The organism is Actinosynnema sp. NPDC037264, assembly GCF_055603705.1.
Genome location: NZ_JBVJVK010000039.1, coordinates 2,466 through 27,138, shown reverse-complemented (window position 1 = coordinate 27,138; position 24,673 = coordinate 2,466). Strand labels below are relative to the sequence as shown.

Below are 24,673 nucleotides of genomic sequence, written 5' to 3'. Positions count from 1 at the left end.
GATGAGTCATACTCATCGGCCAGTGCAGGTCAGGGCTTCGGGGTTGATGCCGGAGCCGGAGGCGCCGGTCGTTCTGGTCCGGGTCGGCCGGGTGGTGCCCGCCGATCGCCCCGTGATCGTCGCGGGCGCGCGTGCTCGACCGTCCACTCAGGATTCTTCTCGTCTTGCCCCCTGTCATGCGGCAGCGCTCCTGCGTTCGGCTCAATCCCCGTCCCTGCAAGGGATTTCGCGCGGGGCGACGGACGTGCGGGCGCGCGCAGTGTCCAGCGGCGAGGCGGCGGAGTAAAGCCGCCGAATGCGCTAGTCGCGGATTCCGGGCAGGTAGGGGGATTGGCGAGTTGTGGACACGTCGTCGACCTTGACCCTCCGGAAAACGCGTCATTAGTTTGTTTAGCCGACAGACGAATCTGTGATCAGCCGTTCGGCGTGTGCATCGGGTTGGAGGCCTCAATGGTGAGCTCGTCCAGACGCGGCAGGAGACGGTGGTCGACCATCGGGGTCGTGGCGGCGTTGCTCGGGTCGCTGCTCTCCTTGGCCGCACCGGCCCAGGCGCACCCCGGCCACGGCGACGAGACGTTCAAGGCCCTCGTCTTCGCCAAGACCGCCGGCTTCCACCACCCGTCGATCGACGCGGGCGTCGCCGCGGTCCGCCGGCTCGGCGTCGAGCACGGCTTCACCGTGGACGCCACCGTCGACGCCGCCGCGTTCACCGACGCCAACCTCGCCGAGTACGAAGTCGTGGTCTTCCTCTCCACCACCGGCGACGTCCTCGACGCCACCCAGCAGGCCGCCTTCGAGCGCTACATCCAGGCGGGCGGCGGGTACGCGGGCGTGCACGCCGCTTCCGACACCGAGTACGACTGGGCCTGGTACGGCGACCTGGTGGGCGCCTACTTCTCCGGCCACCCCGCGCCGCAGGACGCGACCGTCAAGGTCACCGACCCGGCGCACCCGTCGACGGCCGGCCTGCCGCAGTCGTGGCGCCGCTTCGACGAGTGGTACAACTTCCGCGCCGACCCCTCGGCGAAGGTGCACGTGCTGGCCGAGCTGGACGAGACCAGCTACAGCGGCGGCACGATGGGGTCGAGCCACCCGATCGCCTGGTGCCAGGACTACGACGGCGGGCGCTCCTGGTACACGGGCCTGGGCCACGGCGACGAGTCCTACGCCGAACCGGCGTTCCTGGACCACCTGCTCAAGGGCATCCAGACCGCGGCGGGCGTCGTGGAGGCCGACTGCTCGGCCACCCGGACCGACGCCTTCGAGAAGGTCACCCTCGACGACACCACCGCCAACCCGATGGAACTCGCGATCGCCGACGACGGCCGCGTGTTCTACATCGACCGCAACGGCGCGGTGCGGGTCGTCCGGCGTGACGGCGCGGTCGTCACCGCGGGCACCCTGAACGTCTACACCGGACAGGAGTTCGGCCTCCTCGGCATCGCCCTGGACCCCGACTTCGCCACCAACGGCCACCTCTACCTGTACTACTCGCCCGCGGGCGCTGAGGCCGTCGACCGGGTCTCCCGGTTCACGCTGCAAGGCGACGTGATCGTGCCTGGCAGCGAGAAGGTCCTGCTGACCGTCACGACGCAGCGCGAGCAGTGCTGCCACGCGGGCGGGGCGCTGGAGTTCGACAACGACGGCAACCTCTACATCACCACGGGCGACAACACCAACCCGTTCGCCTCCGACGGGTACGCGCCGCTCGACGAGCGCGCCGGCCGCTCGGCCTGGGACTCCCAGCGCTCCTCGGCCAACAGCGACAACCTCAACGGCAAGATCCTGCGCATCACCCCGCAGGCCGACGGCACCTACACCGTGCCGGCGGGCAACATGTTCCCCGCCGGCACCGCCAAGACCCGGCCCGAGATCTACGCCATGGGCTTCCGCAACCCGTTCCGCATCGGCCTGGACCCGCTGACCAACAAGCTCCAGGTCGCCGACTACGGCCCCGACGGCGGCCAGAGCGACCCCCGGCGTGGTCCGGACGGCCGCGTCGAGTGGAACGTCGTGGACCGGCCGGGCTTCTACGGCTGGCCGTACTGCGTCGGTGACAACACCCCGTACGTCGACTACGACTTCGCCACCGGCGCGTCCGGCGAGCAGTTCGACTGCGCCGCCCCGGTGAACGACTCGCCGAACAACACCGGGATCACGCAGTTGCCCGCCGCGATCGGCACGAAGATCTGGCAGGGCAAGACCAGCACGGGCAACCCGGAGATCGGTGGCAGCGGCGCGCCCATGGCGGGCGGCACCTACCGGTACGACGCCGACCTCGCCTCCGAGCGCAAGTGGCCCGCCTACTGGGACGGCAAGGCGATGTGGGGCGACTGGAACGACGGCAGGCTGTTCTCGCTCCAGCTGACCGAGGACGGCACCGGTGTGTTCGACATCAGCAGGATGCTGCCCGGCATGGCGTTCAACCGCGTGCACGCCATGCAGTTCGGCCCGGACGGCGCGCTGTACGTGATCGAGTGGGGCTCCGGTTTCGGCGGCAACAACGCCGACAGCGGCGTCTACCGCATCGACTACGTGCGCGGCGACCGGGCTCCGGTCGCGGTCGCGAAGGCGGACAAGACCTCCGGGCACGCGCCGCTGACCGTGCGGTTCGACTCGGCCGGGTCGCGCGACCCCGACGGTGACGCGCTCACGTTCGCGTGGGACTTCGACGGCGACGGCGACACCGACAGCACCGAGGCCGCGCCCGGCCACACCTACACCGCGAACGGCGACTACACCGCCCGGCTCACCGTCACCGACCAGGGCGGCAGGTCCGCGGTCGCCAACGTGCGCATCGTCGTGGGCAACACGCCTCCCGTGGTCACGTTGACCGCGCCGGTCGACGGCGGCTTCATCGACTTCGGCGACCAGGTGTCCTACCGCGTCACGGTCACCGACGCCGAGGACGGCTCCGTCGACTGCCAGGACGTCGTCGTGCAGCCCGCCCTGGGCCACGACGAGCACTCCCACGGCTACGAGCAGTACCGCGGCTGCGAGGGCCTGGCGCTGATGTCCGGCGACGAGGGCCACGTGGGCGCGGACATCTTCGGCGTCCTCACCGCGAAGTACACCGACCAGGGCGGCGACGGCGCGTCCCCGCTGACCGGCGAGTCGATCCTGGTGCTGCAGCCCAAGCACAAGGAGGCCGAGTTCCACACCGCGACCGGCCGCACCGCGGACGGCGTCGGCGACGACGCGGCGGGCGTGGAGAAGGAGAGCACCACCGACACCGGCGGCGGCCAGAACATCGGGTTCATCACCGACGGCGACTGGTTCTCGCTGCGCCCGGCCACCCTGGAAGGCATCGACCAGGTGCGGTTCCGCGTGGCGTCGGGTTCCGAGGGCGGCCGGATGGAGGTCCGCGTCGGCGCGCCGGACGGCCCGCTCGCGGGCACGGCGACCTTCGCCGCCACGGGCGGCTGGCAGAACTGGACCACCGTCACCGCCGACCTCGCCGACGACGTGCCGGCCGGGTCCGAGCTGTACTTCGTCACCCGCAGGCCGCAGGGCAGCACCACGACCAGCTACCTGGTCAACGTGAACTGGCTGGAGTTCGCCGGTCGCGGCGTGACGCACAACCAGCGGCCCGCGGTCGAGGCCACGGCCACCACGACGTCGGGCACCGCGCCCCTGAAGGTCGACTTCACGGCGTCGGCCACCGACCCGGACGGCGACACCCCGATCAGCTACACGTGGGTGTTCGGCGACGGCGGCACCGCCACGGGCTCGTCGGTCAGCCACACCTACACCGCCGCGGGCAGGTTCACCGCCAAGGTCACCGCGACCGACGCGCGGGGCGCGAGCGGGACGAGGACCATCCCGATCACCGTCCGCGCGCCCGACGTCACCTGCTTCTCCGGCCGTTCCGACGACTTCCTCGGCACGACGCTCGACCGGGACCGGTGGACCACCGTGGTGCGGGAGAACCAGGACCTCGCGGTGCGCGACGGCCGGCTGGTGATCCCGACCGCCAACTCCGACATCTACGGCACCACCAACACCACGCCCAACGTCGTGCTCCAGGACCTGCCGTCCGGGCCGTTCCAGGCCACGGCCAAGGTGCGCGTGCCCGTGCGGCGGGCCTACCAGCAAGCCGGCCTGGTGATCTACGGCGACGACGACAACTACGCCAAGATGGTGCTGCAGGCCCGGTCGGACACCGACGACGCGGCGAGCCGGATCTTCCAGTTCATCCGCGAGGAGGCCGGGCAGCCCAACGAGGTCGGCGAGTCGAACACCGCGGCGCTGGGCGCGGCGTTCCCCGACGAGGTCTGGGTCCGGTTCACCAGCGACGGGCAGAACCTGACCGCGTCCTACAGCGCGGACGGTCAGGCGTTCACCGACATGCCGCAGACCAAGGCGCTGGCGGGCATGGTGAACCCCAAGGTCGGCCTGCTCTCGCTCGTGGGCGGCGGCGGTGACCGCCCGGTGGTGGACGCCGAGTTCGACTGGTTCACCCTCACCCCCGACGAGACCGCGTCGGTGGCGCCGGACGACGACTTCGCGGGCTCCGCGCTGGACGGGTGCCGCTGGAACGCCGTGGTCCGACCCGACCCGAACCGCTACGGCGTGTCCGACGGCAGCCTGCGCATCGACACCAGCGACGGCGACATCTACGGCGGCTCGGCCGACGACCCGGCCAACTTCATCCTCCAGCACGCGCCCGAGGGCGACTGGGTGATCGAGACGGAGGTCGACGCGTCGGCGTTCGACGAGCGCTACCAGCAGGCCGGGCTGATCGCCTACGCGGACGACGCGAACTACGTGAAGCTCGACCACATCGCCACCAACGAGGCGGGCACGCCCGTCCAGCGCGGCGTGGAGCTGCGGACGGAGAGCGGCGACGTGGTGGGGCAGCCGCAGCCCGGCGTCGGCGGCCTCACCGGGGGCGTGTGGCACCTGCGGCTGGCCAAGTCCGGCGCGACCTACACCGGGTCCTACAGCGCGGACGGGCAGGAGTGGACGTCGCTCGAACCGGTGGTCAACGAGAACCTGGCCGGTGCGCGGATCGGCCTGTTCGCCCTCGGCGGCGGTCAGACCGCGTCCAAGCCCGCCAAGTTCGACCACTTCCGGGTGAGCACCGACCGCACGGCCCCGGTGCTGTCGGTCGTCACCGACCCGGCGTCGCCGGGCACGGGCGGGTGGTGGACGGGTCCGGTGGCCGTCACCGCCTCCGCGACCGACGACGGCAACGGGCCGGTGCGCGTCGAGTACCGGGTGGGCGAGGGCGACTGGGCGCAGTACGCGGCGCCCCTGTCGTTCGCCGACGACGGTGAGCGGGTGGTGGCGTTCCGCGCCTCCGACGCCGCGGGCAACGTCTCGGCGGAGAAGTCCGCGACCGTCAGGATCGACCGCACCGCACCGCGGCTCACCGTGAAGGCGGACAACGCGCCCGGCCCCGAGGGTTGGTGGACGCAGCGGGCCCTGGTGTCGGCGAACGCCACCGACGAGACGTCCGGCGTCGCGGTGCTGGAGCACCGGCTCGACGGCGGCCCGTGGCGGCCCTACACCGGCGCCGTGTCCGTGGGCGACGGAAAGCACCGGGTCGCGGTGCGGGCGACCGACGCGGCGGGCAACACCTCCGCCGAGCAGGCGATCGACGTGAAGGTGGACACCGCGCCGCCGGTCACGTCGGCCAAGCGCGGCTCGTCCGCCTCCCGGGTCCGGCTCACCGCCTCCGACGCCACCTCCGGCGTGGCCCGCACCGAGTACCGGATCTCCGGCGGCGCGTGGCAGGTCCACCGGGGCGGTGAGATCAAGATCAGGCCGAACGGCCGGGAGTACCTGGAGTACCGGTCGATCGACGTGGCGGGCAACGTCGAGGCCACCGGCCGGTACACACCCCGGCCGGGTCGCGACGACGACTCCCTGCCGCACCTCTAGCGGGCCGGGCGGGGCCCACCGGCATGGGCCCGCCCGACCGATCCCGCCGGCGGGGTCAGCTCCACCGACCCCGCCGGCGGACCACCACTCCACCGACGCCGCCGGCGGTCACCAACCCACCGACCCACCGACCCGCCACCCGGCCGACCCGCTGGTCGACCCACCGGCGTGCCACCACCCCGCCTACCCCCAGCGGGCCGCCACCCACCGAGGCACAACCCGGCCGACCCCGGCGGTGATCACCACCTCACCGGCACCGCCGGGCCACCACCCACGTCCACCCCGGCCGACGCCCCACGTCCACCCGGCCGACCTCGAGGAGCGCCATGAAGGACAGGCCGACTCGCCTGCGCGCGGGCAGCTCGGCCGCGGACCAGGTCACGGTCCGCCGGCACAACCTCTCCGTCGTCCTGTCGCACCTGCGCGACCACGGGCCCCGGTCGCGGGCCCGGCTCGCGGGGGAGACGGGGCTGAACAAGGCCACCGTGTCCAGCCTGGTGGCCGAGCTCGTGGAACGCGGACTGGTGGGGGAGGGGGAGACCGAGCGGGCCACCGTCGGGCGGCCCGGCCAGATCATCCGGCTCGACGGCGAGCACGTCGTCGCGGTGGGGGCCGAGGTCAACGTCGGCTACCTGTCGGTGCTCGTGCTCAACCTGCGCGGTCAGGTCGTGGCACGCCGGCGGATCGCGCTGGACACCGCCGCGCTGGAACCGGCGTTCGTGCTGGCCCGGCTGGGGCGGCTGCTGGACGCCGCGCTGGTCGGCGTCGCGGCCCGCCCGGTGGGCGTCGCCATCGCCGTGCCCGGCCTGGTCGAGGCCGACACCGGCGTGGTGCGCGCCGCGCCCAACCTGGGGTGGACCGACGTGCCGGTGGTCGCCGAGATCAGCAGGTTGCTCGGCGAGCCGCCGTACCCCGTGCTGCTGGACAACGAGGCGAACCTCGCGGCGCTGGCCGAGGTGGAGGCGCAGGGCCTGGACCGCGACGGCGACCTCATCCTGGTCACCGGCGCGACCGGCGTCGGCGGCGGCGTCGTGGTGGGCGGGCGACTGCTGCGCGGCGCGCACGGCTTCGCGGGCGAGGTCGGGCACATGAGGGTCCGCGCGGACGGACCGCCGTGCGCGTGCGGCCACCGGGGCTGCTGGGAAGCCGCCGTCGGCCTCAACGCCCTGCTCGCCGCCGTCGCCGAGCGCGAACCGGGCCACGAACCCGAGCACGACCCGCTGCCGGACCTGGAACGCAGGCTCGCCGAGATCGGCGACCGGGCCGCGGCGGGCGACGCGCGGGTGCTGGCCGCCATCGCCGACATCGACCGGTGGCTCACCATCGGCGCGAGCATCCTGGTGAACGTCTTCAACCCGCACCTGCTCGTCCTCGGCGGCTACTTCGCCGCGCTGCGGCCGTGGATCGCCGGTTCGCTGCGCGAGGAGCTGCGCGGCCACGTCTTCGCCCGGGACGTCGGCGGCACGCGGGTGGCGTTCTCGCCGCTGGGCTTCACCGGCTCCGTGCGCGGCGGTGCGTCGCAGATCCTCGACCGCGTCTTCCGCGACCCCGTGCTCGTCGAGCCGGTCGACAAGCCCCTGGCACAGGAGGAAACCGTATGACGACCACGACGGCCCCGCTGCTGTCCGTCCGGGGCGTGGTGAAGCGCTTCCCCGGTGTGACGGCCCTGGGCGGCGTCGACTTCGACGTGCGCGCCGGCGAGGTGCACTGCCTGCTCGGCCAGAACGGCGCCGGCAAGTCGACGCTGATCAAGGTGCTGGCCGGCGCGCACCGCCCGGACGAGGGCGAGATCCGGTGGCGGGACGAGGTCGTGTCGTTCGACAACCCGACCGCCGCGATGCGCAGCGGCGTGGCGGCCATCTACCAGGAGCTGGACCTGGTGGCCGGGCTGTCCGTCGCCGACAACGTCTTCCTCGGCCACGAGCTGTCCACGGCCGGCTTCACCCGCCGCGCCGAGGCACACCGCCGCACCCGGGCCCTGCTCGAGCGGCTCGGCCACCCGGACATCCCGCCGGACCGCGACGTCGGCCGGCTGTCGGCGGCGAACCAGCAGATCGTGAGCATGGCGCGCGCCCTGTCGCGCGACGGGCAGCTGCTGATCATGGACGAGCCGTCGGCGGTGCTGGACCAGGACGAGGTGCGCACCCTGTTCCGGGTCATCCGGGAGCTGACCGCCCAAGGCGTGGCGATCGTCTACATCTCGCACCGGATGGAGGAGATCCGCGAGATCGGCGACCGGGTCACCGTGCTGAAGGACGGCCGCACGGTCGCCACCGGCCTGCCCGCCGCGCAGACCCGCACCGCCGACCTGATCAGGCTCATGACCGGGCGTGACGTGGAGTACGCCTTCCCGCCGCGCGAACCGGTCGACCCGGCCGCGCCCGAGGTGCTGGTGGTGCGCGGACTGGCCGCCGGGCAGCGGTTCGCCGGGGTGGACCTCACCGTCCGCGCGGGCGAGGTGGTCGGGCTCGCCGGTCTCGTCGGGTCGGGTCGGTCGGAGATCCTGGAAGCCGTCTACGGCGCGCGCAAGCCGACGGCGGGCACCGTCGAGGTGGACGGCCGGCGGCTGCGGCGGGGGAGCGTAGGCGCGGCCGTGCGCGCCGGGGTCGGGCTGTGCCCGGAGGAGCGCAAGAGCCAGGGGCTGCTGCTGGACCAGGCCGTGTACCGCAACGTCACGGTGTCCACCTTGTCGGCGTTCGCCCGGTTCGGCTTCCTCGACAACGGCGCCGAGCGCGCGCGCACGCAGGAGTTGACCACGGCGCTGGACGTCCGCCCGCCGGGCGTGGAACGGGCGGTGCGCACGCTGTCGGGAGGCAACCAGCAGAAGGTCGTGCTGGCGCGGTGGCTGCTCCGCGAGTGCCGCGTGCTGCTGCTCGACGAGCCGACCCGGGGCGTGGACGTCGGGGCGCGCAGCGAGATCTACGAGCTGATCCGCGACCTGGCCGGCCGCGGCGTCGCCGTGGTCGTCGTGTCCAGCGAGGTGGAGGAGGTCCTCGGCCTCGCCGACCGGGTGCTGGTCGTGCGCGAAGGCCGGGTGGTCCACGAAGGGCCGGCCGCCGAGATCGACGAATCCCGGGTCCTCGACCTGGTCATGGAAGGAACCGCCGCATGAGCAAGAACGCCGCCGCCACCACCGCGGCCGACCCGCCGACGACGGAGCACGCGAAGCGCGGCGTCACCGCGCTGCTCGGGTCCGCCGCCGGCCGCAACACCGGTCTCGTCGTCGCCCTGGTCCTGCTGTGCCTGGTCGGTGTGGCCACCGCGGGCGACCGGTTCGCCGACGTCGACAACGTGCTCACCATCCTGCGCCTGGCCTCGGTCATCGGCGTGGTCAGCGTCGGCATGACGTTCGTGATCACCGGTGGCGGGATCGACCTGTCCGTCGGCGCGATCGTGGCGCTGTCCTCGGTCTGGGCCACGACGCTCGCCACCCAGGCCATGGCCAACGACACCCACTGGCTGGTCGTCGTGTTCGCCGCGCTCGCCGTGGGCGCCGGCTGCGGCGTGGTCAACGGCCTGCTGATCGCCTACGGCCGGATCGTGGCGTTCATCGCGACGCTGGCCATGCTCGCCGCCGCCCGCGGCCTGGCCGAGATCATCTCCAACCGCAAGACCCAGATCGTGGACGTGCCGGGCTTCTCCGCGTTCTTCGACGCCTCGGTGCTCGGCGTGCCCGTGCTGGTGGTGATCTTCGCGCTGGTGGCCGTCGTGGGGTGGGTGGTGCTCAACCGCACCACGTTCGGGCGGCGGACGTTCGCCGTCGGCGGCAACCCGGAGGCCGCCCGGTTGGCCGGGATCGACGTGCGGCGGCACACCGTGCTGCTCTACACGTTGCTGGGCGTGTGCTGCGGGATCGCCGCGGTCATGCTCGTCGCCCGCACCACGACCGGCAGCTCCACCCACGGCGGCCTCTACGAGCTGGACGCCATCGCCGCGGTCGTCATCGGCGGCACGCTGTTGTCCGGTGGTCGCGGCACGATCGCGGGCACCGTGTTCGGCGTGCTGATCTTCACCACGCTGTCGAACGTGTTCACCCTCAACAACCTCTCCATCTCCGCGCAGGCCGTCGCGAAGGGCGCGATCATCGTGGTCGCCGTCCTGCTCCAACAGCGGTTGGCCCGTCGCAGCGGTGCTTGACCCCGACCCCGCCGCCATTTCGAGGAGCATTCCCATGTCACGCAAGGCAACAACCCGTCTCATCGCCGCGCTCTCGGTCGGTCTCGCGCTCACCGCCTGCACGGGCAACACCCCCGAACCCCAGGCCGGCAGCGGCAACCAGGGCGGCGCCAAGGTCGCCAACGACGAGCCCGGCGAGAAGGTCGTCATCGGCTTCTCCGCGCCCGCCGCCGACCACGGCTGGATGGCCGCGATCACCAACGCCGCCAAGGCGGAGGCGGAGAAGTACTCCGACGTGGAGCTGAAGGTGGTGGAGGGCACCAACGACGTCAACCTCCAGATCAGCCAGGTCGAGACGTTCATCAACGACAAGGTGGACGCGATCGTGCTGCTGCCGTTCGACGGCGCGGCGCTGACGCCGGTGGCGCTCAAGGCGATGAAGGCCGGCATCACGGTGATCAACGTCGACCGCGAGTTCGGCAGCCCGTTCGCGGCGCGCTCGACCGTGCTGGGCGACAACTACGGCATGGGCGTGTCGGCGGGCACCTACATCTGCGAGGAGCTCAAGGGCAAGTCCGGCGCGGTCGTCGCCGAGATCGCCGGCATCGACTCCCTCCCGCTGACCCAGGACCGCAGCAAGGGCTTCGCCGACGCCCTGGGCGACTGCGGGTTGAAGGTGGCCAACCGGGTCGCGGCCGAGTTCACCGTGGAGAGCGGGGAACGGGCCGCGGCGAACCTGCTCCAGGCCGCGCCGCGCATCGACGCGATCTGGAACCACGACGACGACCAGGGCGTCGGCGTCACCGCGGCGATCAAGAACTCCGGCCGCGACGAGTTCTTCCTGGTCGGCGGCGCGGGCTCGGCCAACGTCATGCGGGAGATCAAGGCGGGCAACGGCCTGCACAAGGCCACCGTGGTCTACCCCTCCACGCAGGGCGCGGACGGCATCCGGCTGGCCCGGCTGGCGGTGCAGGGCAAGAGCCTCGGAGACTTGGTCGAGGTCGAGGTGCCGCGCCAGGTCGAGCTGTTCGCCCCGGTCGTCACCAAGGACAACGTCGACCGCTACCTGCCCACCGCCTTCGAGTCCTAGGAGATCACCGCTGTGACGACAGCGACGTTGGGTATCGCGATGATCGGCCACGCCTTCATGGGTGCCGCGCACTCGCAGGCGTGGCGCGTCGCGCCGCGCTTCTTCGACCTGCCGCTGCACCCGGCCATGGCCGTGGTCTGCGGCCGGGACCGGGACCGCACCGAGGCCGCCGCCCGGCGACTGGGCTGGGCGGAGGCCGTGACCGACTGGCGGGCCGTGCTGGACCGGGACGACGTGCGGGTGGTGGACATCTGCACGCCCGGTGACACGCACGCGGAGATCGCCATCGCGGCGCTGGAGGCGGGCAAGCACGTTCTGTGCGAGAAACCGCTCGCCAACACCGTCGCCGAAGCCGAGGCGATGGCGGCCGCGGCGGCCGTCGCCGCCGAGGCGGGCGTGCGCGCCATGGTCGGGTTCACCTACCGGCGCGTGCCCGCGCTGTCCCTCGCCCGCGACCTCGTGGCACAGGGGCGGCTGGGACGCGTGCACCACGTGCGGGCCCAGTACCTCCAGGACTGGATCGTGGACCCGGCCGCGCCGCTGTCGTGGCGGTTGCAGAAGGAGAAGGCGGGATCGGGCGCGTTGGGCGACATCGGCGCGCACATCGTCGACGCCACCCAGTTCATCCTCGGCGACACCATCCGCGAGGTGTCCGGGACGTTGGAGACGTTCGTGTCCGAGCGGCCCCTGGCCGCCGAGCACTCCGGGCTGTCGGGCACCGCTTCGTCGGCCGGGACGGGGCCGGTCACCGTGGACGACGCGGCGCTGTTCCTGGCCCGGTTCACCGGTGGCGCGCTCGGCTCGTTCGAGGCCACCCGGTTCGCCAACGGCCGCAAGAACGCCATCCGCATCGAGGTCAACGGCTCCGCGGGCAGCCTGGCGTTCGACTTCGAGGACATGAACGTCCTGCACTACTACGACGGGACCGACGACGCCGCCACCGCGGGCTTCCGGCGCATCGTCGTCACCGAACCCCAACACCCCTACGTCGACGCCTGGTGGCCGGCGGGCCACGGCCTGGGCTACGAGCACGCGTTCACCCACCAGGCCGTCGACTTCGTCCGCGCCGTGGCCGCCGGGACCGACCCCGCCCCGTCGTTCGCCGACGGGCTGCGGTTGCAGCGCGTCCTGGCCGCCGTCGAGGCGAGCGCGGCGTCCCGCACCTGGCGAGACGTCTGAGAGGAGAACGAGAGATGGCGCGTCCGATCACGTTGTTCACCGGCCAGTGGGCCGACCTGCCGTTCGAGGAGGTCGCCCGGCTGGCCGCCGAGTGGGGCTACGACGGCCTGGAGATCGCCTGCTGGGGCGACCACCTCGACCCCTGGCGCGCGGCCGAGGACGACGACTACGTGCGCAATCGGCTCGACGTGCTGGCCAAGCACGACCTGAAGGTGTGGACGATCTCCAACCACCTCACCGGCCAGGCCGTGTGCGACGACCCGATCGACGAGCGCCACCGGGGCATCCTGTCACCCCGCATCTGGGGCGACGGCGACCCCGAGGGCGTGCGGCAGCGCGCGGCCGAGGAGATGAAGGCGACCGCGCGGGCCGCCGCGAAGCTCGGTGCGGGCACCGTCGTCGGGTTCACCGGCTCCTCGATCTGGAAGACCGTCGCGATGTTCCCGCCCGTGCCGCCGTCGATGATCGACGCCGGCTACCAGGACTTCGCCGACCGCTGGAACCCGATCCTCGACGTGTTCGACGAGGTCGGCGTCCGCTTCGCGCACGAGGTGCACCCCTCCGAGATCGCCTACGACTACTGGACCACCGTGCGCACCCTGGAGGCGATCGGGCACCGGCCCGCGTTCGGCCTCAACTGGGACCCGTCGCACTTCGTCTGGCAGGACCTCGACCCGGTGAGCTTCCTGTGGGACTTCCGCGACCGCATCTACCACGTCGACTGCAAGGACGCCCGCCGCCAGGTCGGCGACGGGCGCAACGGGCGCCTCGGCTCCCACCTGCCCTGGGCCGACCCCCGACGCGGCTGGGACTTCGTCTCCACCGGCCGCGGCGACGTGCCGTGGGAGCGGTCGTTCCGGATGCTCAACACCATCGGCTACGACGGCCCGGTCAGCGTCGAGTGGGAGGACGCCGGCATGGATCGGCTCGTCGGCGCGCCCGAAGCCCTGGAGTTCGTGCGGCGCAACGCGTTCGAAGCGCCGACGGCCTCCTTCGACGCCGCCTTCTCCACGGGCGGCTGAACGGGGTGCGGTGACCGTCGACCCCGGGGTGGACCGCCGAAGCGGTCCACCCCGAGGGCTCGGCAGTGGTGTTCAGCGGCGGCGTGCTCCCGTGCTCGACCGCAGTGCGATGGCCGGTTGGAGCAGCGCGTTCCGCGGGGTGGCGCCGGGGTCGGCGATCTGCTCCACCAGCAGGTCCACGGCGAGCCGGGCCATCTCGCCCGCGGGCACGTCGGCGGCGGTCAGGGGTGGGTGGAAGGCTTCCGCCAGGCGGCCGGCGATGACGCCGGTGATCGAGAAGTCGCCGGGCACGTCCAGGTCCGCGCGGCGCAGCGCACGTTGGAGGCCGGGCAGCGCCGCCTCGTTGATGGTCACCGCCGCCGTCACCTCCGGCCACCGCCGGCGGATGTCCTCGAAGCACGCGGAACCCGCGGCGGGCTCGTCGGCGCAGCAGACCGTGTGCGCGGTCAGCCCGCGTTCCTCGGCGGCGGCGAGGAAACCGGTCGACGAGCGCAGCGCCGGGCCGTAGCCCGCGGCCACCAGCTCGTCGGACCGGTTGATCAGCACGACGTCCTGGTGCCCGAGGTCGGCGAGGTGGTGCACGCAGCGCCTGATCAGCTCCGCGTAGTCCACGTCGACCCACCACGACGCGCCGGGGTGCTCGACGTGACCGATGGTCACGAACGGCAGCGCCTCCTGCTCCAGCCGCGCCACCCGCGGGTCGTCGAGGAGGATCTCCATCAGGATCACGCCGTCCACCCGGCGGCCCGTGACGATGCGCTCGAACGACCGGTCGTGGTCGCCGCCGCTGGGTGACAGCAGCACGTCGAGGTCGTGCGCCGCCGCCACCTCGACCACACTGGCGACGAACCCCAGCTGCACGTCCGTCAGCCGCCTGCTCGCCGGGGGTATCACCAGGCCCAGCGTCCGGGTCCGCCCCTCGGCCAACGCCCGCGCGCTGGCGTTGGGCCGGTAGCCCAGCTCGGCGATCACGCCGTTGATGCGCTGCGCCGTCGCCGCCGACACCGGCCGCTTCCCGCTGAGCGCGTAGGACACCGTGCTGCGCGAAACGCCCGCGCGCCTGGCGATCTCACCGATGTTCATCCGCTCTCCGTCCAACCGGTTCGACAGGCGTTCGATGATATGTCATGCGGCTCTTGCGTGCGCTCCTTGCCGCCGATACGTTGACGCAGCCTCGCAAGGTCGAACCGGTTCGATGAGGTGTCAGCGTCGCCGCCAGGAAGGACCGACCCCCATGAAGCGCACTTCGCCCAGCCGACGCGCGGCCACCGCCCTGGTCGCCGCGGGACTGGCCCTGACCGCGTGCACGTCCAGCGGGAACACCGACGGGAGCGCCGCCGGGCCCTTCGCCGTGTGGGACCCCTACCCGCAGTTCGACGGCAGCTCGGAGTGGGTGAAGGTGATCGAGAAGTGCGGCGCGGAGGCAGGCGTGGAGGTCGAGCGCCAGGCGTACGACACCTCCGACCTGACCAACAAGGTGCTGCTCGCCGCGCAGCAGGGCACCGCGCCGAACGTGCTGGTCGTGGACAACCCTGTGGTCTCCACGCTCGCCGAGGGCGGGGTGCTGCGGGCCAACCAGGACACCGGCCTGGACGCGTCCGGGGCGTCGCCCAACCTGCTGGCCGCCGGCGAGGTGGGCGGGAAGGCCTACGGGGTCCCCATCGGCGCGAACACCCTGGCGCTGTACTACAACAAGGCGGTGCTGGCGCAGGCCGGCGTCGACCCGGCATCGCTGACGGACTGGGCGTCGCTGGACGCGGCGCTGGCCAAGGTCACGGGCGCGGGCAAGAAGGGCATCACGTTCTCCGCGATCGGCACCGAGGAAGGCTCCTTCCAGTTCCTGCCGTGGTTCTGGGGCGCGGGCGCGCAGCTGACCGACCTGTCCTCGACTCAGGCAGTGGCGGCGGTGGAGCTGTGGAAGTCGTGGTTGGACAAGCGGTACGCGCCGAACTCGGTCGTCGGCAACACGCAGACCACGAGTTGGCAGGAGTTCGCCACCGGCGAGTACGCGTTCGCCGAGAACGGCACCTGGCAGCTCGGCAACGCCGCGGAGCTGGGCTTCGAGCACGGCGTCATCCCGATCCCCTCGCGGGACGGCGGCGTCGCGCCCGCGCCGACGGGCGGCGAGTTCGTCACGGTGCCCGTGCAGGGCTCCGCGGACCGCGAGGCCACCGCGGCGAAGATCGCGGACTGCCTGGTCGGCCCGGACACCGTGCTGGCCACCGACACCGCGCTGACCTACGTCTCCGCGATCGGATCGGTGCGGGAGCAGCAGGTCGCCGCGCGGCCGGAGCTGAAGGTGTGGGTCGACGCCGTCCAGGCCGCTAAGGGCCGCACCGGCGACGGCCTCGGCACCCGCTACCCGCGGATCTCGCAGCCGCTGTGGACCGCGGTGCAGGCGGTGCTGACCGGGTCGAAGCCCGCCGCGGACGCGCTCGAGGACGCCCAGAGCGCCGCCGCGTCGGCGAAGTAGCGCCGTGGTCCGCCGCAACCTCGTCGGCTGGGCGTTCCTCGTCCCGCTCGTCGCCTACCTGCTGCTGTGCTACGGCTACCCGCTGCTGACGACCCTCGACCTGAGCATCCGCGACTACACCGTCCGCACCTTCGTGCACGGCGGCGCGCAGGTGATCGGGCTGGCCAACTACGCGGACGTGCTCGCCGACCCCGTCTTCCGCACCGCCCTGCTCAACACGGTCCTCTTCACGGTGACCTCGCTGGTGTTCCAGTACACCGCCGGGTTGGCGCTGGCGGTGTTCTTCACCCGCCACTTCCGGCTGTCGACGACGCTGCGGGCGCTGTTCCTGGTGCCGTGGCTGCTGCCGCTGATCGTGTCCGCGTCGACGTGGGCGTGGATGTTCGACAGCGAGGCCGGGGTGGTGAACGCGGCCCTGTCGTGGTTCGGCGTCTCCGGCCCGCACTGGCTGACCTCGCCGGACTGGTCGCTGGCCTCGGTGATCATCGCCAACGTCTGGATCGGCATCCCGTTCAACCTCGTCGTGCTGCACAGCGGGTTGCAGAACATCCCGGCCGAGGTGCACGAGGCGTCGGCCCTGGACGGCGCGGGCTCCTGGCAGACGTTCCGGCACGTCACGTTCCCGATGCTGCGGCCGGTCTCCGCCGTGACGATCCTGCTCGGCCTGGTCTACACGCTGAAGGTGTTCGACATCATCTGGATCATGACGCGCGGCGGCCCGAGCGGGTCGTCGACCACCCTCGCCACCTGGTCCTACGAGCTCGGGTTCGGCAGCATGCTGCCCCGCTTCGGGCCCAGCGCGGCGGTGGGCAACGTGCTGATCCTGCTCGCCGTGGTCGCGGGCTTGGCGTACGTCCGCGTCCAGCGCCACCAGGACGCGTCATGACCCGGCCCCGGTGGCGCACCGCGGTGGGCCTGCTGCTCACCGCCATGATGCTCTTCCCGGTCTACTGGATGGTCAACGTCTCCCTCACCCCGCCGGGACGGATGCGCAAGTCCCCGCCGGACCTCTTCCCGGGCAACCCGACGTTCGAGGGGTACGCGCGGGTCCTGGACGAGCAGCTGCCCTACTTCGGGACCAGCCTGCTGGTCGCGCTCGGGACCGTGGTGCTGACGTTGGCGCTGGCCGCGCCCGCGGCGTACTCGCTGGCGAAGCTGCGCCCGCGCGGGCGGGGACCGCTCACGTTCGTGCTGCTGGTCGCGCAGATGATCCCCGGCACCATCATGGCGTTGGGGCTCTACGGCATCTACGTCCAGCTCGGCGTCACCAACACCCTGTGGGGCCTGGTCTTCGCCGACTCGACCATCGCGGTGCCGTTCGCCGTGCTGATCCTGACCTCGTTCATGTCCTCGGTGCCCGACGAGGTGGTGCAGGCGGCTCGGATCGACGGCGCGGGCGCGTGGCGCGTGTTCTGGTCCGTGGTGCTGCCCGCCAGTCGCAACGGGGTGGTCACCGCCGCGTTGTTCGCGTTCCTGTGGGCGTGGTCGGACTTCGTGTTCGCCGCGACGTTGGACGCCGGGGGAGCGATGCAACCGCTCACGCTCGGGATCTACCGCTACATCGGCAACAACAACCAGGAGTGGAACGCGATCATGGCGACCGCCGTGGTCGCCTCCGTGCCCGCCACCGCGCTGCTCGTGCTGGCCCAGCGCTTCGTCGCCGCCGGCATCACCTCGGGCGCGGTCAAGGACTGACCGAAGGGACCTTCGTGGACGACTTCTCGGTGCGGGAGATCCCGTTCAGCCATCCGGGGGCGTGGTTCGACCTGTCCGCGGTCGTGGGGCTCGCCGACTACGCCGACGACCTGCACCTCGTGTCCCACCGCAACGGGATGCACGCGGTGCTGTCCCTGACGCCCGTGCTGGCCGGCGCCCGCGTGACCGCCGAGGTCGCGGCGAACCCGGTCCTGCTCACCTGGACCGCGGGCCGCGGCGAGGTCGCGGCGGCGTTCGAGTCGCCGTCGGCGCTGAGGGTGTCGGGCCACGGCCTCGGCCTGCGCATCGCCGCGGCGGACGCCACCTTGACGCCCTTCACCGGGACCTACTTCTTCCGCGACCCCGTCACCTCGTCGTACGTCTTCACCTCCTACGAGACCGGCCACCGCTACCGGGTGACCGTGCTGGCGGGACGCGAGGACGTGCACGGCGACTCCGCGCTCGGCACGGCGGAGCGCGCGGTCGTCGTCGGCGGGGACGGCGGCCGGTGGGAACTGGTGGTGGAGGAGACCACGACCGCCCGCAAGCGGTTCTCCACCGGGGCGACCTTCGCCGAGGTGGTGGCGGCCGCACGGCGGTCGTTCGAGCGGTTCACCGACCGGGTCGCGCCCTGGCGCGGCGACCGCACCCCCGCCGCCGAGCTCGCGTGCTACGTGCTGTGGTCGGCCACCGTGAGCCCGTCCGGGTTCCTCCGCAGGCCGGCGGTGCTGATGTCGAAGAACTGGATGGACAAGGTCTGGAGCTGGGACCACTGCTTCAACGCCCTCGCGCTCGCGCCCGGGGTGCCCGACCTGGCGTGGGACCAGTTCCAGGTGGTGTTCGACCACCAGACCGAGGAAGGCGCGCTGCCCGACTCGGTGACGCACGCCGAAGTGCTGCACAACTTCGTCAAGCCGCCGATCCACGGCTGGGCGGTGGGCCGGTTGCGGTCGAAGCTGCCCGGCGGCATCCCGGCCGCCGAACTGCCGGGCCTGTACCGGCAGCTGGCGGCGTGGACGACGTTCTGGCTCGACCACCGCCGGGCGCCGGGGGAGCCGTTCCCGCACTACGAGCACGGCAACGACAGCGGCTGGGACAACTCCACCGTCTTCGGCGACCGGCGGCTCGTGCAGTCCGCCGACCTGGCGGCGTTCCTCGTGGTGCAGCTGCGGGAGCTGGCCCGGTTGGCCGGGGACCTCGGCGACCCGACCGCCGCGGCGCGCTGGGCAGGGGAGGCGGACGCGATGCTGGGCGCGATGCTGACGCGGCTGTGGGACGGCACGACGTTCACCGGCCGTGCGGTCGACGGCACGTCGCGCGCCACCGCGAGCCTGCTCGACCTCATGCCGGTCGTCCTGGGCGCCGACCTGCCCCCCGACGTGCACGCGAAGCTCGTCGAGGGCGTGGCGCGGCACCTCACCCCGGTGGGCCTCGCCACCGAACTGCCGGACTCGCCCTGGTACGAGGCCGACGGCTACTGGCGCGGCCCGGTGTGGGCCCCGTCGACCGTGCTCATCGAGGACGGCCTGCGCCGAGGAGGCGCGGTGGAACTCGCCGACGAGGTCAGCGCCCGGTTCCGGGCGGTGTGCGAGAAGAGCGGCTTCGCCGAGAACTTCGACGCCCTCACCGGCCACGGCCTGCGCGACCGCGCCTACACCTGGACCGCGAGCGCGTACCTGCTGCTCGCCGCGGACGCCGAAACCCGACCGGCCGGACCGCGGCGCTAGTTCCCCGCCTCGGCGGCCCGCTTCGGCAACCGTCGACGCCCCGGGTGGCCTGACTTCGGCGACCGTCGACGGCCGTGGTGGCCTGACTTCGGCGACCGTCGACGCCTCAGCCGAACCGGTTCGACCCTTGTCGTGCAAGCGAGCCGGCGCGTACGGTGCAGAGCTAGTCGAACCGGTTCGACCTCTCTTCGCGCCCATCACCGACAAAGGAGTCACGCGTGGCCACCAACCCCGCAAGGCGGCGAGGTCGCGGCGTCACCGCCGGCCTCGTCATCGCCGCCTCCGTCGTCACGTCCCTCGTCTCGCCCGGTCCGGCGGCCCTGGCCGGGGACGAGTCCATCTCCGTCGACTTCTCCGTCGCCGGCGGTTCACCGACCTACCGGGCCTCCGGCTGGATCTACGGCATGACCGAGAACGGGTCCGGACCGGCGGACCACTTCTTCCGCGACGTGAAGTTCCGGTACATGCGCGCCGGTGGCGCCCAGCTCGACGGGCCCGGCGGCTGGGTGGCGGGCAAGTACGACCGCCGGTGGAACGCCACCCGTGCCCAGCTGCTGCGCACCCGGTCGCTGGGCGGCGAGTTCATCCTGCTGCCGCACGACCTGTGGGGCGCGGACGGCTACCCGATCTCCCGCTTCCCGGGCGACAACGGCAACTGGGCGGACTACGACAACTTCCTCACCCGCCTGATCGACGACGTGCGGGCCACGGGCGTCCCGGTGCAGTGGGACCTGTGGAACGAGCCCAACATCACCCCGTTCTGGAACCGTCCCCAGTCCCAGTACTTCGAGCTGTGGCGGCGCACCTACCAGCGCGTGCGGGCCGCGTTCCCGCAGCAGCTGATCGTGGGTCCGAGCTTCGCGGGCGTCCCGACGACGAACGGGACGTGGTGGAACCAGTACCTCGACTTCATCCGCACGTCCAACACGGTGCCGGACATCATCAGCTGGCACTCCCTGCCCGGCGACCCGGTGGCCAACGTGGCGGCGGCGAACACCACGCTGGACTCGCGCGGCATCCCGCACCCGCGGCCCTACCAGATCAACGAGTACGGCGCGTCCAACGAGCAGAACCCCGGTGACGGCGCCTGGTACATCGCGCGCCTGGAGCGGGCGGGAGCCGACGGCCTGCGGGCCAACTGGGCCAGCGCGGGCAACCTGCACAACGACCTCGGCAACCTGCTCGTGCGCAACTCGGCCGGGCAGCACCAGCCCAAGGGCGAGTGGTGGGTCTACCGCTTCTACGGCTCGCAGACGGGGCAGGTCGTCTCCGTCACGCCCAGCCCGGCCTACGACGCGTTCGCCACGAAGGCCGACGGGGTCGCGAAGGTCCTGGTCGGCGGTGGCGGCACCACGGGCAACGTCGCGGTCCAGCTCCGGCGGCTGGACGCCACCAGCGGCATCGTGCAGAACAACCAGGTGCGGGCGGTCGTCCAGCGCATCCCGCACAACGGCGGCGGCGCGGTCCAGGGGCCGATCACCGTGCAGAACTCCGTGGTGACGCTGTCCGGCAACGGCGCCACGGTCAACCTGCCGCACACCGCCATCGACGACACCTTCACCATCACGCTCCTGCCGCCGTCGAGCCGGGGAGTCGCGTCCGTGGCCGTCGCCCAGCACTCGCAGCAGTGCCTGGACAACGCGGACCTGGGCACCGCCGACGGCAACCGGCAGCAGCAGTTCCCCTGCGAGGGCGGAGACCAGCAGCTGTGGGACTTCCGGCCGGTGACCGATGCGGCCGACACCTACACCGTCGTCAACGCGCAGACCGGCAAGTGCCTCGACGTGAACGGCTCGTCCTCGGCCGACGGCGCCGCGGTGCAGCAGTGGACGTGCCTCCCGGGGGCGCGGAACCAGCAGTTCGCGCTGCGGAAGGTCACCTACTCCGGCAACGACCCCCACGACCGCCAGCTCGTGGCCCGGCACAGCGGCAAGTGCGTCGACGTCAGCGGGGTCTCCACGGCGGTGCGCGCCACGGTCCACCAGTGGACCTGCAACCCCGTCGGCCAGTCGAGCCCGCGCAACCAGACGTGGCGGCTCTGGGGCTTCTGACGAAGCGGCGCGGCTCTGGTCGCCCGGCGATGTTCACGCTCACACGAATCAGCCTGCGGTCGATCAGGTTTGCTGGTCCTGTAGCGGAAGAGAAGGCGAGATCACCTCTGTAAACAACCAAGTTCAAGCGATCGGCGACCCGGACGCGCTGCGGCCCGCTAAAAGTGAGCGTGAACATTTTAGCGGGCCGCATCGTTGACGCCCGGCTCGGGCGGTGGCTACTGTGCTGACAGCCGGGCCGCCGGGCCCGAGTCGGTCACGCATCCGCCGGCACGACCGCCCGTCAACGACGACGATGGGGATTCCGATGCGACGAACACGGCACGCCGCGCACGTCCCGACCCGACGCCGATCGTTGCCGCAGCCGGACGTCCTGACCCGCTGAACCTCCGCGGTCGGCGCCTTCGCGCGGCGCTCCTCGCGCGCCGACCCGTCGCGGCGGCTCCGCCACGTCGTCCCTGATCTCCCTTCGCCGACAGGTCCTGCCGGCCGCACCGCGATGTCCCGGCCGGTCGCCACGGCGGCGCGCCCGCCTCACCGCGCGTGCCGGTCCCGCGGGACGTCACCGGCCTTCCCTCCAACCCACAGGAGAGCCCATGTCGTCACCCCTGAGCCGCCGCACGCTGCTGCAAGCCGTCGGCGTCGCGGCCGTCGCGACGACCGTGCCCGGCCTGACCACGGGGTCCGCGGTCGCGGCGTCGGTGCCGCCGGTCCGGCCGGACCTCGGCGTGGCCGCCCACCCGTTCGACCTCGGCGAGGTGCGGCTGAGCCCCGGTCGCTGGATGGAGAACCAGAGCCGGACGCTGACGTACCTGAAGTTCGTCAACGTCGACCGGCTGCTCTACAACTTCCGCGCCAACCACCGGCTGTCCACCAACGGCGCGGCGGCGCTGGGCGGCTGGGAGGCGCCGAACTTCCCGTTCCGCACCCACAGCCAGGGCCACTTCCTCAGCGCGTGGGCGCAGGCGTGGGCGGTGCTGGGCGACACCACGTGCAGGGACCGGGCGAACCAGATGGTCGCGGAGCTGGCGAAGTGCCAGGCGAACAACGCCGCCGCCGGGTTCAACACCGGGTACCTGTCCGGGTTCCCGGAGTCCGACTTCGACGCGATGGAGGCGGGCTCGCCCAAGTCGGTGTCGTACTACTCGCTGCACAAGACGTTGGCGGGTCTGCTGGACGTGTGGCGGCACATCGGCAACACCCAGGCGCGCGACGTGCTGCTGCGGTTCGCCGGGTGGGTGGACTGGCGCACCGGCCGGCTGTCCTACAGCCAGATGCAGCGCGTCCTGGGCACCGAGTTCGGCGGCATGAACGCCGTGCTGACCGACCTGTACCAGCAGACGGGGGACAGCCGGTGGCTGGCCGCGGCGCAGCGGTTCGACCACGCCGCCGTGTTCGACCCGCTGGCGGCCAACCAGGACCGGCTCAGCGGGCTGCACGCCAACACGCAGGTGCCGAAGTGGATCGGCGCGGCGCGCGAGTACAAGGCCACGGGGACGACCCGCTACCGCGACATCGCGTCGAACGCGTGGAACATCACGGTGGGCGCGCACACCTACGTCATCGGCGGCAACAGCCAGGCCGAGCACTTCCGCGCGCCCAACGCCATCGCCGCCTACCTCAACACCGACACGGCCGAGGCGTGCAACACCTACAACATGCTCAAGCTGACCCGTGAGCTGTGGCTGCTCGACCCCAACCGCGCCTCCTACTTCGACTTCTACGAGCGCGCCTTGCTCAACCACCTCATCGGGCAGCAGAACACGGCCGACCCGCACGGCCACATCTGCTACTTCACCGGCCTCAACCCGGGCCACCGGCGCGGCAACACCGGACCCGCGTGGGGCGGCGGCAACTGGAGCACCGACTACACGACGTTCTGGTGCTGCCAGGGCACGGCGCTGGAGGTCAACACCTCCCTGGCGAACTCCATCTACTTCCACAACGGCACCACGCTGACGGTGAACCTGTACACGCCGTCGGTGCTGACCTGGGCGCAGCGCGGGATCACCGTCACGCAGACCACGAGCTACCCGGCGTCGGACACCACCACGCTGACCGTGACCGGCAGCGTGAGCGGGTCGTGGACGATGCGCCTGCGCATCCCCGCCTGGACCACCGGCGCGACGGTCAGCGTCAACGGCGTGGCGCAGGACATCGCCACGACCCCGGGCACCTACGCGAGCCTCACCCGGTCGTGGGCTCCCGGCGACGCGGTCACCGTGCGCCTGCCGATGCGGGTCGTGGTGCAGCCCTCCAACGACAACCCCGCCGTCGCCGCGGTCACGTTCGGACCGGTCGTGCTGTCGGGCAACTACGGCAACACCGCCCTGAGCAGGCTGCCCGCGCTGGACACCGCCTCGATCACCCGCACCGGCACGTCGGGCCTGGCGTTCACCGCGCGAGCCGACGGCGCGACGGTCAACCTCGGGCCGTTCTACGACGCCCACGGGCACAACTACACCGTCTACTGGAGCACCAGCGGCGGCGGTGGCGGCTCGGACGCGGGCTACCGGCTGGTGAACGCGGCCAGCGGCCTGGTGCTGGGCGTGCAGGACATGTCGACCGCCGACGGCGGCCTCGCCGTGCAGTGGAACGACACCGGGACGGCCGACCACAACTGGGAGCTGGTCGTCGACGGCAGCGCCGTGCGGGTGCGCAACCGCAACAGCGGCAAGGTGCTCGGCGTGGAGAACGCGTCCACCGCGGACAACGCCCGCGTCCTGCAGTGGAGCAACACGGGCGCCGCCGACCACAAGTGGACGGTCCTGGACAACGGGGACGGCACCCACAAGCTGCGCAACGGCAACAGCGGCAAGCTGCTCGCCATCCTCAACGGCTCCACCTCGGCGGGCGCGCAGGCCGTGCAGGACCCGGACAACGGGACAGCCGACAACCGCTGGCGGTTCGTGCCCGTCGGCGCCCGCCGCGTGCAGAACCTCGCCAGCGGCCTGGTCCTGGGCGTGCAGGACATGTCGACCGCCGACGGCGGCCTCGCCGTGCAGTGGGACGACAACGGCACCGCCGACCACCTCTGGACCGCCGTGGTGGACCCCGACGGCTACTTCCGGCTGCGCAACTCCCACAGCGGCAAGGTCCTCGGCGTCGAGAACGCGGCCAACGCCAACGGCGCCCGGGTGCTCCAGTGGGCCGACAACGGCACCAACGACCACAAGTGGCGGCTGCGCTACGGCACCGGCGGCTACTTCCGCATCCAGTGCGGCAACGGCGGGCGCGTGCTCGGCGTCAACGGCGCCTCCACCGCGCGCGGCGCCCAGATCGTGATCTGGGACGACAACGGCACCAACGACCACCTCTGGCGCTTCATCTGAGTCGACGAAGCGGGGGGGGGGGGGGGGGGGGGGGGGGGGGGGGGGGGGGGGGGGGGGGGGGGGGGAGGGGGGGGGGGGAGGGGAGGGGGGGGGGGGTGGGGG

General features: G+C 72.2%; 14 protein-coding genes. 13 read left to right on the top strand and 1 reads right to left on the bottom strand.

The window, feature by feature from the left end:
- The first annotated feature begins 501 nt into the window (after nt 1-501).
- From ACZ7GX_RS31545 to ACZ7GX_RS31515, 7 genes are all read left to right on the top strand, one after another.
- Nucleotides 502-5,886, top strand: a complete 5,385-nt coding sequence (locus ACZ7GX_RS31545; RefSeq protein ID WP_498781922.1) for a ThuA domain-containing protein — start codon at nt 502-504, stop codon at nt 5,884-5,886.
- Nucleotides 5,887-6,212: 326 nt separating this feature from the next.
- On the top strand, nt 6,213-7,487 hold the full coding sequence (locus ACZ7GX_RS31540) for an ROK family transcriptional regulator (protein ID WP_498781920.1): 1,275 nt from the start codon (nt 6,213-6,215) through the stop codon (nt 7,485-7,487).
- Nucleotides 7,484-8,998 (top strand): sugar ABC transporter ATP-binding protein, encoded by a 1,515-nt coding sequence (locus tag ACZ7GX_RS31535; protein ID WP_498781918.1) that lies wholly within the window; start codon nt 7,484-7,486, stop codon nt 8,996-8,998. Before ACZ7GX_RS31540 ends, ACZ7GX_RS31535 begins: the two co-directional genes overlap by 4 nt.
- Entirely contained in the window at nt 8,995-10,023 is a 1,029-nt protein-coding gene (locus ACZ7GX_RS31530; RefSeq protein ID WP_498781916.1) for an ABC transporter permease, read from the top strand. Before ACZ7GX_RS31535 ends, ACZ7GX_RS31530 begins: the two co-directional genes overlap by 4 nt.
- Nucleotides 10,024-10,057: 34 nt before the next feature.
- The gene (locus tag ACZ7GX_RS31525) at nt 10,058-11,092 is read left to right on the top strand and encodes a substrate-binding domain-containing protein (RefSeq protein ID WP_498781915.1); all 1,035 of its coding nucleotides are present in this window, start codon (nt 10,058-10,060) and stop codon (nt 11,090-11,092) included.
- A gap of 39 nt (nt 11,093-11,131) precedes the next feature.
- Nucleotides 11,132-12,271, top strand: coding sequence for a Gfo/Idh/MocA family protein (locus tag ACZ7GX_RS31520; RefSeq protein ID WP_498781992.1), 1,140 nt, complete (start codon nt 11,132-11,134; stop codon nt 12,269-12,271).
- A gap of 14 nt (nt 12,272-12,285) precedes the next feature.
- Entirely contained in the window at nt 12,286-13,293 is a 1,008-nt protein-coding gene (locus ACZ7GX_RS31515) for a sugar phosphate isomerase/epimerase family protein (RefSeq protein ID WP_498781913.1), read from the top strand.
- Nucleotides 13,294-13,365: 72 nt separating this feature from the next.
- Here the strand turns inward: ACZ7GX_RS31515 and ACZ7GX_RS31510 are convergent, their stop codons facing one another.
- On the bottom strand, nt 13,366-14,376 hold the full coding sequence (locus tag ACZ7GX_RS31510; RefSeq protein ID WP_498781911.1) for a LacI family DNA-binding transcriptional regulator: 1,011 nt from the start codon (nt 14,374-14,376) through the stop codon (nt 13,366-13,368).
- Nucleotides 14,377-14,527: 151 nt separating this feature from the next.
- On the opposite strand from ACZ7GX_RS31510, the gene ACZ7GX_RS31505 reads away from it, so the two are divergent.
- The 6 genes from ACZ7GX_RS31505 (at nt 14,528) to ACZ7GX_RS31480 (ending at nt 24,571) form a co-directional block, all read left to right on the top strand.
- Nucleotides 14,528-15,766 carry a sugar ABC transporter substrate-binding protein gene (locus ACZ7GX_RS31505; protein ID WP_498781909.1) on the top strand — a complete coding sequence of 413 codons (1,239 nt, stop codon included), beginning with the start codon at nt 14,528-14,530 and terminating at the stop codon, nt 15,764-15,766.
- A gap of 4 nt (nt 15,767-15,770) precedes the next feature.
- Nucleotides 15,771-16,652, top strand: a complete 882-nt coding sequence (locus ACZ7GX_RS31500; RefSeq protein ID WP_498781907.1) for a carbohydrate ABC transporter permease — start codon at nt 15,771-15,773, stop codon at nt 16,650-16,652.
- Nucleotides 16,649-17,461 carry a carbohydrate ABC transporter permease gene (locus ACZ7GX_RS31495; protein WP_498781905.1) on the top strand — a complete coding sequence of 271 codons (813 nt, stop codon included), beginning with the start codon at nt 16,649-16,651 and terminating at the stop codon, nt 17,459-17,461. The genes ACZ7GX_RS31500 and ACZ7GX_RS31495 overlap by 4 nt, the downstream gene beginning before the upstream one ends.
- 14 nt (nt 17,462-17,475) lie before the next feature.
- The gene (locus ACZ7GX_RS31490; RefSeq protein WP_498781903.1) at nt 17,476-19,188 is read left to right on the top strand and encodes an amylo-alpha-1,6-glucosidase; all 1,713 of its coding nucleotides are present in this window, start codon (nt 17,476-17,478) and stop codon (nt 19,186-19,188) included.
- 218 nt (nt 19,189-19,406) lie between these two features.
- Complete coding sequence (locus ACZ7GX_RS31485) at nt 19,407-21,239, top strand: RICIN domain-containing protein (RefSeq protein WP_498781901.1); 1,833 nt, start codon at nt 19,407-19,409, stop codon at nt 21,237-21,239.
- Nucleotides 21,240-21,835: 596 nt separating this feature from the next.
- Complete coding sequence (locus ACZ7GX_RS31480) at nt 21,836-24,571, top strand: beta-L-arabinofuranosidase domain-containing protein (protein WP_498781900.1); 2,736 nt, start codon at nt 21,836-21,838, stop codon at nt 24,569-24,571.
- Nucleotides 24,572-24,673: the final 102 nt, after the last annotated feature.